Here is a 13,716-nt window from a genome sequence, read left to right as displayed (position 1 = left end):
ACGGCTCCTGTGGGTTGTGCTGCGTCAAAGCAACTGTGCAAGCCCGAGGGTCAGGCCGAACGCGACCACGGAAATCAGCGTCTCGAGCACGGTCCAGGTCTTGAAGGTTTGCGTGACGGTCATATTGAAGTATTCCTTGATCAGCCAGAAGCCGCCGTCGTTGACGTGGGAAAAGATAACCGACCCGGCCCCGGTGGCCAGCACCAGTAGTTCGGGATGGGGATAACCCAGGCCGATCGCCACGGGCGCGACGATACCCGAGGCGGTGGTCATCGCCACCGTGGCCGAGCCCGTGGCCACGCGCATCAGGGCGGCGAACAACCAGCCCATGACCAGCGGTGACAATTGGAATTCCTGGGCCAGGCCAACAATCTGCTGCGTGACGCCGGCGTCCACCAGGATTCGATTCAAACCGCCCCCGGCGCCCACCAGCAGGGTGATGCTGGCCGTCGGGGCCAGGCATTCGTTGGTGAACTTGAGAATCGACTCGCGATTGAAGCCCTGGGCCAGGCCCAGGGTCCAGAAGCTGAGGATGGTCGCCAGCAGCAAGGCGATCACCGAGTTGCCAATGAACAGCAGGAATTGGTTGAAACCGCTGCCCGGCGTGGAGATCAGGTTGGCCCAGCCGCCGATCAGCATCAGGATGACCGGCAGCAGGATGGTCCCCAGGGTCACGCCGAAACCCGGCAGCCTGGCGCGCGGCTCGCGGTCGAGAAATTGCCGCTCCAGCGGGTTTTCGGCCGGCAACTGGATACGCGGCACGATGAATTTGGCGTACAGGGGACCGGCGATGATCGCGGTCGGAATGCCGATCAGGATCGCGTACAGCAGGGTCTGCCCCACCGAGGCCTGGAACGCCTGCACCGCCAGCATCGCCGCCGGGTGTGGCGGCACCAGCGCATGGACCACCGATAACCCGGCGACCATCGGCAGCCCCACCATCAGGATCGACACGCCCACGCGCCGGGCGATGGTGAATGCGATGGGCACCAGCAGCACGAAACCGACTTCGAAAAACAACGGCAGCCCGACCAGGAAGGCGATGCACACCATTGCCCAATGGGCGTTGCGCTCGCCGAAGCGCTCGATCAGCGTCTGCGCCATGCGCTCCGCCCCGCCGGACTCGGCCATCATCTTGCCGAGCATCGTCCCCAGCGCCACCACCAGCGCGATGTGCCCCAGCGTCTTGCCGACACCCGCCTCGTATGCGCCCACCACACCGGAGGGCGGCATGCCGGCCAGCAACGCCAGGCCGATGGACACCAGCGTAATCACGATGAACGGATTGAGCCGGTAACGGGCGATCAGAACGATCAGCGCAATGATGGCGATGGCGGCGTAGACCAACAGCCAATAACCGAAAGCAGGTGCCATGCGTGACTCCTCGAATGGGGTGACGTCGATGTGTTGTGAAACTCATAAATCATTTCGACGAGCAATCTTCAAACCCATTGAAAGTAACTTTCGTACACAGACAAGAAATGTCGCTGACGGACATCGAGAAACGGTGCTGATGAAAATCCACCAGAGGATTTTCATTGCCCTCCGTGGCGAGGGAGCTTGCTCCCGCTGGGGCACGCAGTGGCCCAGATTCCCATCAATACAAATCGACCAACGGCTGGCCGCTCCGCCCTCAATTCCGTACCATCCGCACCTGTTTTTGCATCATGCCCGGCAATCGATACTCAGCCGGTGCCCCAGTCAGGTATCCCATGAAACCAGCACGCCTTCGCGCCGACGTCCTCGCCGGCCTCACCACGTCCTTCGCCTTGCTTCCCGAGTGCATCGCCTTCGCCCTGGTGGCCCATCTCAACCCGCTGATGGGACTCTACGGCGCGTTTATCATCTGTACGCTGACGGCCCTGTTCGGCGGACGTCCGGGCATGGTGTCGGGAGCGGCGGGGTCGATGGCGGTAGTGATCGTCGCGCTGGTGGTGCAGCACGGCGTGCAGTACTTGTTGGCCACCGTGCTGCTGGGCGGGCTGATCATGATGGCGTTCGGGCTGTTGCGCCTGGGCAAGCTGGTGCGCATGGTGCCGCATCCGGTGATGCTCGGCTTCGTCAACGGCCTGGCGATTGTGATTGCACTGGCTCAACTGGAACACTTCAAGAATGGCGAGGCCTGGCTCAGCGGCGCTCCGCTGTACCTGATGGCCGGCCTGGTGGCGCTGACCATGGCCATCGTCTACCTGTTGCCGCGCCTGACCCGCAGCGTGCCGCCGGCGTTGGTGGCAATCCTCGGCGTCGGCCTGGCGGTCTACCTGCTCGGCCTGCCAACCCGAACGCTGGGGGACATGGCGCACATCGCCGGCGGCTTGCCAGCCTTTGCGTGGCCGGATATTGCGTGGAACCTGGAGACCTTGCTGATCGTCGCGCCCTATGCGGTGATCATGGCCATGGTCGGCCTGCTGGAAACCCTGCTGACCTTGAACCTCACCGATGAAATCACCCAGAGCCGTGGTTATCCGGATCGCGAGTGCGTGGCGTTGGGTGCGGCCAACGTGGCCTCCGGCCTGTTCGGCGGCATGGGTGGTTGCGCCATGATCGGCCAGACGATGATCAACCTCAGTTCGGGCGGACGTGGACGGCTGTCGGGCGTGGTGGCTGGGGTCATGGTGTTGCTGTTCGTGTTGTTCCTGTCGCCACTGATCGAGCGCATCCCGCTCGCCGCGCTGGTGGGGGTGATGTTCGTGGTATCGCAACAGACGTTTGCCTGGGCCTCGCTGCGGGTGATCAACAAAGTCCCGAGAAACGACGTGCTGGTGATCATCGCGGTGACGGTCATCACGGTGTTCACCGACCTGGCCATCGCCGTGCTCTGCGGCATCGTCATCGCGGCGCTCAACTTCGCCTGGCAACAGGCCCGGGAACTGTATGCCGACGCGCAACTGGAAGCCGACGGCAGCAAACTCTATCGCCTGCACGGCACGCTGTTCTTCGCCTCGACGACGCCGTTCCTCAACCTGTTCGACCCGGCCAACGACCCGGCCCAAGTGACCCTGGATTGCCGGCACTTGCGCTTCGTCGACTACTCGGCGATCGCCGCCCTCAAAACCCTGCGCGAGCGCTACAGCAAGGCCGGCAAACACCTGCGGGTATTTCACCTGTCCGAACGCTGCAAACAAATGCTCAAGCGCGCGGGCGTGCAGCACGACTAAAGATGCCGCCGGTACAAAACCTGTGGGAGCGAGCTTGCTCGCGAATGCGGCGTGTCAGGCAACATTTTAATCGACTGACATATCGCCTTCGCGAGCAGGCTCGCTCCCACAGGGTTCTGCAGTGGGCTCGGCGGCGAATTCCCGCGAAGCGTATTCGGCGAGCTTGCCCTGGATAAAGTCCAGGAAGCACTGGATTCGCAGCGCCAGTTGGGAGTTTCGGTAGTACACCGCATTGATCGGCTGACGATAGCCGCTATTGGCATCGGCCAGCAGCACCTTGAGTCGACCGACTCGGATGTCTTCACGGGTCATGAAGTCCGACAGGCAGGCAATGCCCTGCGCTTGCAATGCCAGGTGGCGCACGGTCTCGCCGCTGGACGCGCTGATGGCGGGTTGGATCGGCCAGCGATCGCCGTGGAGATGACGCAGCGGCCATTGATTGAGCCCATCATTCTGGGCGAACCCCAGCAGCGCATGGTCCGCCAGCTCGGCGACGCTTGACGGTGTGCCGTGCTGCTTCAGGTAGGCCGGGCTGGCCAGGATGTGCAACGGGCTGCAGCCCAGGGAGCGGGCGTGGAGCGTCGAGTCGGTGAGTGTTCCAATGCGGATGGCAACGTCCGTACTTTGCTCCAGCAGGTCGATGATCAAATCGTTGCTGTTCAGCTCGAGCTGGATGTCCGGGTAGAGCCTGCGGAATTCTTCGATGTGCGGGACGATGGCGTGCAGCATGAACGGCGAGGCCGCGTTGATGCGCAAACGTCCGGCGGGATTTTTCTGGCGGGACGACAGGCGCTCCTCCAGCTCATCCATCTGGTCGAGGATACCCTTGGCCTGTTCGAAAAAGTACTTGCCCTCCTCGGTCAGGTCCATGCGCCGCGTGGTGCGGTTGATCAGCGTGGTGTCGAGCTTGGCCTCCAGGCGCGACAACGTGCGACTGACCGCCGACGGTGTCTGCCCGACTTGTTCGGCGGCGGCGGAGATGGATCCGCACTCGATCACGCAGACGAAAATCTGTAGTTCGTCGGATCTGGCTTTCACGGGCGTCCTCTCTGGAAATGCAACTCAGGCAGGCCCCGATGGTAGCCGGATTACCGAGAAAGACCGAACACCTCGATCAGATGCTGCTCATACCGCGCCACATCGGTCGCGATGTCCGGCCGCTTCATCACGTCCACGCAGAGGAAGGTCGGCAGGCCGGTCATGCCCAGGAACTGGTTGGCCTTGTGAAACGGGAAGTACACCGCGTCCACGCCCTTGGCTTCGAAGAAATCGGTCGGGTCGTCGAAGGCTTGCTGCGGGGCGTTCCAAGTCAGCGACAACATGTACTGTTTGCCCTGCACCAGGCCACCGCTGCCGTACTTCTGCGAGGCATCGGAGCGGGTCCGGCCGTCGCTGGCATAGAGGCTGCCGTGGCCTTCGGTGAACACTTCGTCGATGTACTTCTTTACGGTCCACGGCGCGCCCATCCACCAGCCCGGCATCTGGTAAATGATCACGTCGGCCCAAAGGAATTTCGCCACTTCTTCCTTGATGTCGTAGCCACCGTCGATAAAGGTGGTCTTGATGTCGAAACCACCGCGGTCCAGCACGCTGGCCGCCGTGTCGTGAAGGGTCGCGTTATAACGACCGTCGGAATGAGCGAATTGTTTGCCACCATTGAGCAACAGGACTTTTTTCATGTGGGCCTCATCGGGTTTCCTCGGCATGGACCAAATACATGGCGCCGAATGGAAGGATTGAAAACGATGGCGGCAGAGTACCGATGAGACTCGGGCGGAATAAGCGCCACAAGTGCAAAACTGTTTTGACCCATACGCACGAATCAACGGCTTATTGTTGCCTTAGAATTTCGCGGACTTCCAATTATCGAGATTCTCCGATGAGCCAATTGCACGGTTTTATCCTTCACGCCAAAACCCGTCCGGAAAAATCCGAAGCCTTCGAAGCGCTTTTCCGTGCCTACGTCGAGCCAAGTCGTGCCGAGCCCGGCTGCATCGAATATCACATGCTACGGGACCAGCAAGACCCTACACTGTTCATCTTCTATGAAATCTGGGCCTCCCAGGCGCACCTGGATATACATTCGAACCTGCCGCACATGAAGCAGTTTTTCGAGCAGCGCATGGATTACCTGGAACGCGATTTCGACATCCGCCGGGTCGACATGCTCAGCCCGTCCTCGGCTAGCCGCTGATCAGCAAGTGGCCGCCGAGCACACCGAGGCCGATGAAAAATACCCGTTTGAACAGCACGGCGCTGATTCGCTGGCGTAGCCACTGCCCCAGCCACATCCCCAGCAGCGCCGGGACCAGCGCCAGCATCGAAGCACCCAGTTCGCCACCACCCAAGGCGCCGCGCCACAGCAGGCCGGCGGCCAATGCCAGGGTGGAAACAGTGAATGACAGACCCAGGGCTTGCACCAGTTCATCCTTGCTCAAGCCCAATGCCTGCAGATAGGGCACCGCCGGAATGACGAACACCCCGGTGGCGGAAGTGATGATGCCGGTGAGCAACCCGCAGAGCGGGGCAAGCCAAGGCTCTGCGTGGGCACTGACCCGTAACGTAGGCAGAAACAACCCACTCAGCGCGTACAGCAACAACGCGCCACCCAAGCCTCGTACCACCCAGGTCCCGCCCGTCATGCCGATCCACAGCGTGCCGAGTCCGGTGCCAAGGAAAATCGCCAGCAGCAGCGCCCACAAGCGCCGAACCAGTGCTTGCAGGTGACCGCCGAAGGCCAGCTGCCAGAGGTTGGTCAGGGTCGCTGGAATGATCAGCAGCGCCGCAGCCTGCGCCGGCGCCATAGCCAGACCGAGCAAGCCCATGGAGACAGTCGGCAGGCCGAGGCCTATCACGCCCTTGATGGTACCGGCCAGCACAAAGGTACCAATCACCAGCAATGTCAGCATCAGACCGAGGTTCTGATAAAAATCGATGAGTGTGTTCATGGGGCTATCGTGCGCCCGCGGCCTTGGCTTGAAAATCTGCCATATACTGATGGTGCCTCTTGCACAGCGAGAGGCTGATGATTTTGTTGATGCTACCGACGCCATCGCGAGCAGGCTCGCTCCCACATTGAAATGCAGCCCCCTGTGGAGGCGAGCCAGCTCGCGATGGCGGCAGATCAGCCACCACTGAACACGGCACAGGATCCCTTAGCCATGCACTTCGACCTCACCGACCTGCGCCTCTACTTGCACATCCTCGACACCGGCAATATCACCGCCGGTGCCGCCCGCAGCCATTTATCCCTGGCGGCGGCCAGTGCACGAGTCCGAGCCATGGAATCGTCCCTGGGAACGGCGCTGCTCGAACGCGGCCGACGCGGGGTAATCCCGACGCCGGCCGGCAAGGCCCTGGCGCAGCATGCCCGGGTCCTGCTGCAACATGTCGAGCATATGCAACAGGACCTGGCCGAATACGCCCAGGGCGTCAAAGGCCGGGTAAGGTTGTTGTGCAACACCAGCGCCCTGACCGAATACCTGCCCGAACTACTGGCCGGTTTCTTGAAGGCCCACCCCAACCTGGACATCGATCAGCAGGAATTGCCCAGCTCACGAATCACCCATGCGCTGCGCGAGGGCGCGGCGGACCTTGGGATCGTTTCCGACGCGGTGGACACCGACAGCCTTCAGACCTGGCCCTTTCGCGACGACCCACTGGTACTGATCCTACCCTCTGGACATCCATTGGCTGACGGCCGAACCCCAAGCTTCGGCGAGACCTTGAGCCACCACTATGTAGGCCTGAACGCCTCCAGCGCCTTGGCCATCTATCTCGAGGAACAGGCGCTGCATACCGGGATGCGCATGCAGATCCGTATTCGCGCCGACAGTTTCGACGGAGTCATTCGCATGGTCGCCCAAGGCGCAGGCATCGCCGTCGTGCCGCAAGCTGCAGTCCTGCGTCGCCCGGCCCAGGCCTCCTATCGGTACGTCCCGCTGCAAGAATCTTGGGCGCACCGGGCACTGCTGCTATGTGCGCGCAACTTCGAAGGTTTGCCCGCCTACGCCAAGGCCCTGGCCCGGCATCTGGCCGAGTGATGCGCGCTTCTGGATAGCCCAGTGTCGAGCACAGGCATCTATCCTTCGCTGCGCCGCGCTAGGGTGCCGGTTCTCTTTTGACTCTTCCGGAGCTCACATGACCGCCCCCATCACTGTCCTGCGCGACACCCATCCACTGCCTGTCCTCGACGCCTGCAAATGGGAGAAACTCGAAGGCGACCCGCACACCGTCAACCTCAACGCCTACACCAGCGAAGACGGTAGCAAGATCATGGGCACCTGGATTTGCACGCCTGGCAAATGGCGTGTGGATTATGTGAAGTGGGAATACTGCCATTTCCAGGAAGGCTACTGCGTCATAACCCCGGATGGCATGGCGCCGATCCATCTGCGTGCCGGTGATATCTTTGTCGTCGAGCCGGGAATGAAGGGCACGTGGGAAGTGGTCGAAACCGTGCGCAAATATTTCGTCTTTGCCTGAAACAAAAACCGAGAGACCACCCGACATGGTCTCTCGGAAAACAACTTTCAGGTTGCCGGACCTCGGGGATAAATCCCCTCACCACAACGGCCTGGGAACAACAAAGCCCTATTGCGGCTTGCGATAGCTGTTAACAATCGCTGAGAAATCCTTGCCGCCCTCGCCCCGCTGGCTCATCGCCTGATACAACTGCTGCGCCACCGCCCCCATCACCACCGGTTGGCGGGCCTGCCGCGCGGCTTCGGTTGCCAGCCCCAGGTCCTTGAGCATCAAGTCAGCGCCAAAGCCGCCCGTATATCCGCGGGATGCTGGCGCCGTTTCAATCACGCCCGGCCATGGGTTGTAGGTATCCGAACTCCAGCAACGGCCCGTCGAGCTGTTGATAATGCCGGCCAGCACCTGGGTGTCGATCCCCAAGGCATCGCCCAAAGCCATCGCCTCGCTGACGCCGACCATGGAAATCCCCAGCAGCAGGTTGTTGCAGATCTTGGCGATCTGTCCGGTGCCGACTTCACCGCAATGCACGATGTTACGGCCCATCTGCGCCAACACTGGCTGCAAGGTGGCAAACAACTCAGCGGTCGCGCCAACCATGAAGGTCAGCGTGCCGGCCGCCGCACCGCCGGTGCCGCCGGAGACCGGGGCATCCGCCATCACCACGCCTTGCTTGGCCGCAGCAGCGGCGACATCACGGGCGGTCTGGGGATCGATGGTGCTGCAATCCACGGCAGGCGTGCCAGCGGCAATGCCGGCCAGCACACCGTCCTCGCCCAACCAGACGCTACGTACATGAGCAGCGGCCGGCAGCATGGTAATCACCAGAGCTGCATCCTGGGCTGCATCACGCGGCGAAGCGCTGATCGTGCCGCCCAGCGTTGCCAGTTCGGCCAGTACCGTCTGGTTCAGGTCGAACAGATTCAACGAATGGCCGGCCTTGAGCAGATTGCGCGCCATGGGAGCGCCCATGTTGCCCAGGCCGATAAATGCGATCTTCATGTCCGGCTCCTTAACGCAAATTGATGGTGGTGTTCACACCGTCATTGACGCTGTCATCATCGAACCAGCGCGTGGTAACGGTCTTGGTTTGAGTGTAGAACTGCACCACTTGTTTGCCGTAGGGACCGAGGTCGCCGAGTTTCGAACCGCGGGAACCGGTGAAGCTGAAGAACGGTACCGGCACTGGGATCGGGATGTTGATGCCCACCTGGCCGACGTCGATTTCGCTCTGGAATTTACGCGCCGCCGCGCCGCTCTGGGTGAACAGGCCGGTGCCATTGCCAAACGGGTTGGCGTTGACCAGGGCAATTGCCTGGTCGAGCGTGTCGACTTCCAACACCACCAGCACCGGGCCGAAGATTTCTTCGGTGTAGATACGCATGTCGGTGGTCACACCGGAAAACAAAGTCGGGCCGACAAAGTTGCCCTGCTCGAAACCCGGCACGCTGATGCCACGGCCATCAAGCTCCAGCTTCGCGCCTTCCTTCACGCCACTTTCGATCAATTCCAGGATTCGCGCCTTGGCCCGCTTGGAGATCACCGGGCCGACGTCCGTGCCCGACTCGCTGCCGGCGTTGACCTTGAGCTTTTGTGCCAAGGCCTTCAGTTCCGGCAACCACTGCTTGGCCGCGCCGACCATCACCACCACCGAGGTGGCCATGCAGCGCTGGCCCGCCGCGCCGAAACCGGCACCGACCAAGGCGTTGAGGGTCTGCTCGCGATTGGCATCGGGCAACACCACCGCGTGGTTCTTGGCGCCCATCATTGACTGCACGCGCTTGCCATGACGGCCCGCCAAGTCATACACGTGGGTGCCGACTGCCGTCGAACCGACGAAGGAAACTGCCTTGATGTCCTTGTGGGTGCAGAGCGCATCCACCACATCCTTGCCGCCATGCACCACGTTGAGCACGCCCGCCGGCACGCCCGCCTCGACGGCCAGCTCCACCAACAGCATGGTCGACAGCGGATCCTGTTCCGACGGCTTGAGCACGAAAGTGTTGCCGCAGGCGATCGCCATCGGGAACATCCACAGCGGAATCATCGCTGGGAAGTTGAACGGAGTAATGCCCGCGCACACACCAATCGGCTGGCGCAGGGTGTAGGTGTCCACGCCACCGGCAACGTTCTCGGCAAACTCGCCCATTTGCAGGGTGCCGATGGAGCAGGCGTGCTCGACCACTTCCAGGCCGCGGAAAATATCGCCCTCGGCGTCCGCGATGGTTTTGCCCTGCTCGGCGCTGAGCACCGCGGCAATACGCTTGGAGTGTTCGCGAATCAAGGCCTGGAGCTTGAGCATGATGCGCATCCGCGCGCCGATGGGCGTCAACTTCCAAGTCTGGAAAGCCCGCTGGGCCGCGGCAATGGCGGCATTGACTTCAGAAGCCGTGGCAAACGGAACCCTCGCCAATACTTGCTGAGTGGCCGGGTTGACGATGTCGTGCCATTCACTGGACTGGGATTCAACCCACTCGCCATTGATCAACAGTTTGACGGTTTGCAGGGCTGTATCGCTGGGCGTAAGGGAAATGTTCATGCTGGCCTCCGGGCTTGTTCTTATAAGAGAGCGCTGTTTCAGCACTGGCCAAGGTAATAGACACCTTGGTGATAGGACGATTTTTGGAGTATAGATGTGCAAACATCTAATAAGAACGCACATAAAAGCCGGTCCATCATGCAAAAAAACATTACCTCCCTGGGGTCGCTGAATTGGGACGACCTCAAGTTTTTCCTCGAAGTGGCCCGTACCCGCAAGGCCAGCACGGCAGCCAAGCGCCTGGCAGTCGACTACACCACGGTGTCGCGACGTATAAGCTCGCTGGAAACGTCCTTGGGCACGCTGCTGTTCGAAAAATCCCGGACCAACGGCTTTATCCTGACGGCTGAAGGCCAGCGGCTGATGGGCTATGCCGAATCCATCGAAAGCACCCTGCACATGGCCTGCGAACAGGTGTCCGGCTCCGGCGTCGCACTGTCCGGTCACGTGCGCATGGGCTGCACCGAAGGCTTTGGCAGTTTTTTCATCACTCCCCAACTGAGCCACTTCGTCGAAGCCTACCCCGCCATCTCGGTGGACATCCTGCCCCTGCCGCACTTCATCAGCCTCTCCAAGCGCGAGGCCGACATCGTCATCGCCCTCGAGCGCCCCGAACATGGGCCCTATGTGTGCTGCAAACTGTGTGATTACCGACTGCAGCTCTACGCCACCCAGCAATACCTGGACAACCACCCGCCTATCCAGCGGTCGGCCGACTTGAGCAAGCACTCATTCATCAGCTACGTGGATGACCTGGCGTTCAGTTCCGAGTTGCTCTACCTGGCCAACGTCCTGCCGGGCGCCCATGCCCACTTGCGCAGCACCAGCGTCATCGCCCAGTTCGTCGCCGCCCAGCAAGGGCGCTCGCTGGCAATCCTGCCGTGCTTCCTCGCCGCTCAAGACCCACGCCTGCTGCCGGTGTTGCCGGAGGAAATCACCATCACCCGGCAGTTCTGGATGTACTGCCGTGAGGATTTGAGGAAGCTCAAGCGGATTACTTTGTTGTGGGATTACATCAGGGAGGTGACTGAACAGAACCAGCCACTGCTGATGGGGGAAAGCCGCGAAATCGTGTTCGCCGATTAATCGGCGATGACCACGATGGCGACGCGGCGGTTTTCGGTGCGGCCGCTGGCGGTGTCGTTGGAGGCGACAGGGTTGGCGCTGCCCAGGCCGCGCAGTTGGACGTTCTCTTCATGCATGCCAATGCTCGTCAGTACCTTGCCCACGCTGTTGGCCCGGCGTATCGACAGCTTTTCGTTATAGGCCGGGGAACCTGATGCGTCAGTATGACCATCGACGCGTACCCGCTCGATTCCCGCCCCCAGCAACGCTTTGCCGATCCGCTCGACAATTTCGGTGCTGGGCGGGTTGAGGTTTTCCACGTCGCTGCCGAACAGGACCTTGCCCGACAGACCGAAGGCCCAGCCTTCGTCAGTCAGTTGAAATCCTTGCTGCTTGAGCACCGCTACTTGGGCTGGGGTCAGTCCTTTTTGCGGTGCAGTCTGGCAACCCGTCAGGGCCAGGATAGCGACAAACAAAAAACCCGCGACCCAGCGCAGGGAACGTTGAGGGGATAAACGCACGGATCAACTCCTTGATTGAAGATCAGCGACAGGGTCATCCGACCCCGCCGTATGCTGGCCGCCTCGGGCGAGACGCTTGGCCTGGTACATCGCCGCATCGGCGGCATTGAGCAAGGCGCCCGGAGTGGCGCCATGCTCGGGGTAAATGGCAATGCCGACACTGAGGGAGGTCAGTACCGAGGCATTGCCGGGCAATTGAATCGGCATTTCCATGCTGGCGATGATTTTTTCGGCGATCCGCTCAGCATCCTCAGCCTTATGCAGGGGCGAGAGCAGTACGGCGAACTCATCACCGCCCAGGCGCGCCACTAAATCATCTTCACGCAACTGGGCACGGACCCGTGTCGCCACGGCGGTCAGTACCGCGTCCCCGGCGGCGTGGCCGAAATTATCATTGATGCCCTTGAAGCGATCGCTGTCCAGGTACAACACCGCCACTTGCTCATCGAGCTTGCTGGCGTTGCGCAAGGCGCGGATCAACCGCCCTTCGAAAAACGCCCGGTTCGGCAAGCCGGTCAGGCTGTCGTGGCTGGCCTGGTGCGCCAGGGTTTCGTTTTCGCTTTGCAGGTGGGTTTGCCAGGACTCCAGCTCATCGAGCAAGGCGTTGAAGTCATTGGCCAGGTTGTCCAGTTCGGCAATGGCCGCCGGTGGCACGCGCCGGTCCAAGGCTCGTTCGCTGCGTGCCGCGTGCGCCACTTCGGCCAGGCTGCGCAGCGGCCCGGTGATGGCTCGCAGCTGACGGCGCGCCAGGTAAAGCGCCACCCAGGCGCTCACTGCCGTGCATAAAATAATGCCCGCCAGGCCGCTCAACAAAAAGCGCAACAAGCTGCCGCCATGCCCCGCCAACTGTATACGGCCGATGTTCTGCCCTTGGTGAACGATCGGCAGGCTGATGGGCTTTTCCAGGAACGCCTTGGCGATGTGCATTTCCAGTTCCGACAGCAAACCGGTATCCGGCCGCTGCCAGCGCGCCAGCAGCCGACCGTGCTCGTTGAACACCTGGGCATCGGCGACTTCTTCGGTAGAGGCAATCAGGGCCAGTGCTTCGGTGGCCGCTGCGGAATCGTCGAACACCACGGCCGCCTCTACCGTGTAATTGATCGAGCGGGCAATCAAGTGCAGGTTGTGGTCGGCGTAGACGCGCAGCGCCAGGACGCCGAGCAAAGTCAGGGAAACGCTGGCCATGGTGATGGCCACCAGGGCGACGATCAGATGACCGCGACCGATGACCGAACCCAGGGTGGGACGGACCCGAGATTTTCCCAGGCTCATGGTGCTGCCGGCCTGCGGCGGGAGAGTTGCAAGACGCTCGGGTGGATGCGCACGCCACTGCGCGCCACCGAGTCGAGGTTGACCTCGAATGACACCTGTTCATCGCCGACCCGCAGGCAGAACAAGCTACCCACTGTGCACTGGTCACCGCCTTCGCTGATGCTCAGCACCGGCTTGCCGATCAGGGACGCAAACAGGCGGGTACGTTCGTCGCTGGTCAGCCTGCCGATATAAACCGCGTTGCACTCAGTGGCGAGGTCGGGGTGGTCAGCCAGCAACCGTTGCACGTTCACCGGCCGCCCGGTGGGCTGAGTCGTGCCCTTGACCAGATCGTCGGTGTACTGGGTCGGGCCAACGATGCACAGTTGCAGTTGTGTTGGCTCGACAGGCCAACGGGCGTAGCTGAGGATGCCCAATACCACTTGGGTCACGGCTTCGGCGCGCTGCTCCGCCTGGGTCGTGGAGCCTTCTCCCTGGGCGATGCCGACGGACGACAGGAGACACAGGAAGCCGGCAAGCAGAAACTGCTCCCAGCCCTTGCTGCGCACTGCCTCCCGTACAGCCACTGCCATGGAAATCTCTTGGTCGATGCGATAAGTGCCGGAACGATAGCACAGTGCCAAAAAGCCAGCGAGACAGCGTGTTACATAGACTTGCGGGCGATACAGACAAAGTTGCCACC

14 protein-coding genes are annotated in these 13,716 nt (G+C 61.6%); 5 read left to right on the top strand and 9 right to left on the bottom strand.

Features of this window, described 5'->3' with window-relative positions; translation table 11 throughout:
• Window positions 1-24 precede the first annotated feature (24 nt).
• Window positions 25-1,374: a gluconate:H+ symporter gene (locus tag PFLQ2_RS24250; RefSeq protein WP_003177760.1), complete on the bottom strand. Its 1,350-nt coding sequence runs from the start codon at window positions 1,372-1,374 to the stop codon at window positions 25-27.
• A 338-nt stretch (window positions 1,375-1,712) separates the two neighbouring features.
• Here PFLQ2_RS24250 and PFLQ2_RS24255 point away from each other — a divergent pair, with 338 nt between their 5' ends.
• Window positions 1,713-3,158 carry a SulP family inorganic anion transporter gene (locus PFLQ2_RS24255; RefSeq protein ID WP_003177758.1) on the top strand — a complete coding sequence of 482 codons (1,446 nt, stop codon included), beginning with the start codon at window positions 1,713-1,715 and terminating at the stop codon, window positions 3,156-3,158.
• A 66-nt stretch (window positions 3,159-3,224) separates the two neighbouring features.
• Here the strand turns inward: PFLQ2_RS24255 and PFLQ2_RS24260 are convergent, their stop codons facing one another.
• Window positions 3,225-4,196, bottom strand: a complete 972-nt coding sequence (locus tag PFLQ2_RS24260; protein WP_003177756.1) for a LysR family transcriptional regulator — start codon at window positions 4,194-4,196, stop codon at window positions 3,225-3,227.
• Between the two features lie 50 nt (window positions 4,197-4,246).
• Window positions 4,247-4,837: an NAD(P)H-dependent oxidoreductase gene (locus PFLQ2_RS24265; RefSeq protein WP_003177754.1), complete on the bottom strand. Its 591-nt coding sequence runs from the start codon at window positions 4,835-4,837 to the stop codon at window positions 4,247-4,249.
• A 200-nt stretch (window positions 4,838-5,037) separates the two neighbouring features.
• Here PFLQ2_RS24265 and PFLQ2_RS24270 point away from each other — a divergent pair, with 200 nt between their 5' ends.
• Window positions 5,038-5,352: a putative quinol monooxygenase gene (locus tag PFLQ2_RS24270; protein WP_003177752.1), complete on the top strand. Its 315-nt coding sequence runs from the start codon at window positions 5,038-5,040 to the stop codon at window positions 5,350-5,352.
• Here PFLQ2_RS24270 and PFLQ2_RS24275 read toward each other — a convergent pair.
• Window positions 5,342-6,106 (bottom strand): sulfite exporter TauE/SafE family protein, encoded by a 765-nt coding sequence (locus tag PFLQ2_RS24275; RefSeq protein ID WP_003177751.1) that lies wholly within the window; start codon window positions 6,104-6,106, stop codon window positions 5,342-5,344. The genes PFLQ2_RS24270 and PFLQ2_RS24275 overlap by 11 nt on opposite strands.
• A gap of 213 nt (window positions 6,107-6,319) precedes the next feature.
• On the opposite strand from PFLQ2_RS24275, the gene PFLQ2_RS24280 reads away from it, so the two are divergent.
• Together PFLQ2_RS24280 and PFLQ2_RS24285 are read left to right on the top strand one after the other, a co-directional pair.
• Entirely contained in the window at window positions 6,320-7,201 is an 882-nt protein-coding gene (locus tag PFLQ2_RS24280) for a LysR family transcriptional regulator (protein ID WP_003177749.1), read from the top strand.
• 97 nt (window positions 7,202-7,298) lie between these two features.
• Window positions 7,299-7,643 carry a cupin domain-containing protein gene (locus PFLQ2_RS24285; protein WP_003177747.1) on the top strand — a complete coding sequence of 115 codons (345 nt, stop codon included), beginning with the start codon at window positions 7,299-7,301 and terminating at the stop codon, window positions 7,641-7,643.
• A 108-nt stretch (window positions 7,644-7,751) separates the two neighbouring features.
• Here the strand turns inward: PFLQ2_RS24285 and mmsB are convergent, their stop codons facing one another.
• Both mmsB and PFLQ2_RS24295 read right to left on the bottom strand, forming a co-directional pair.
• Window positions 7,752-8,639, bottom strand: coding sequence for a 3-hydroxyisobutyrate dehydrogenase (gene mmsB / locus PFLQ2_RS24290; RefSeq protein WP_003177745.1), 888 nt, complete (start codon window positions 8,637-8,639; stop codon window positions 7,752-7,754).
• A 10-nt stretch (window positions 8,640-8,649) separates the two neighbouring features.
• Window positions 8,650-10,176 carry a CoA-acylating methylmalonate-semialdehyde dehydrogenase gene (locus tag PFLQ2_RS24295; protein ID WP_003177743.1) on the bottom strand — a complete coding sequence of 509 codons (1,527 nt, stop codon included), beginning with the start codon at window positions 10,174-10,176 and terminating at the stop codon, window positions 8,650-8,652.
• 138 nt (window positions 10,177-10,314) lie between these two features.
• Between PFLQ2_RS24295 and PFLQ2_RS24300 the strand changes: the two genes are divergently transcribed.
• Window positions 10,315-11,262 carry a LysR family transcriptional regulator gene (locus PFLQ2_RS24300; RefSeq protein ID WP_003177742.1) on the top strand — a complete coding sequence of 316 codons (948 nt, stop codon included), beginning with the start codon at window positions 10,315-10,317 and terminating at the stop codon, window positions 11,260-11,262.
• Here the strand turns inward: PFLQ2_RS24300 and PFLQ2_RS24305 are convergent.
• The 3 genes from PFLQ2_RS24305 to PFLQ2_RS24315 are packed head-to-tail and all read right to left on the bottom strand — an operon-like array spanning window position 11,259 to window position 13,606.
• Window positions 11,259-11,762 (bottom strand): OmpA family protein, encoded by a 504-nt coding sequence (locus PFLQ2_RS24305; protein ID WP_003177740.1) that lies wholly within the window; start codon window positions 11,760-11,762, stop codon window positions 11,259-11,261. The two genes, PFLQ2_RS24300 and PFLQ2_RS24305, sit on opposite strands and share 4 nt — an antisense overlap.
• 3 nt (window positions 11,763-11,765) lie before the next feature.
• Window positions 11,766-13,034 (bottom strand): diguanylate cyclase domain-containing protein, encoded by a 1,269-nt coding sequence (locus PFLQ2_RS24310; RefSeq protein ID WP_003177738.1) that lies wholly within the window; start codon window positions 13,032-13,034, stop codon window positions 11,766-11,768.
• A complete protein-coding gene (locus PFLQ2_RS24315) occupies window positions 13,031-13,606 on the bottom strand; it encodes a YfiR family protein (RefSeq protein WP_033045900.1) in 576 nt (191 codons plus the stop codon). The genes PFLQ2_RS24310 and PFLQ2_RS24315 overlap by 4 nt, the downstream gene beginning before the upstream one ends.
• Window positions 13,607-13,716 lie beyond the last annotated feature (110 nt).

It is taken from the genome of Pseudomonas fluorescens Q2-87 (assembly GCF_000281895.1).
GTDB classification, from domain to species: Bacteria; Pseudomonadota; Gammaproteobacteria; order Pseudomonadales; family Pseudomonadaceae; genus Aquipseudomonas; species Aquipseudomonas fluorescens_S.
Note: the sequence above shows the minus strand (reverse complement) of the source record. Positions and strands in the feature narration are given on the sequence as shown.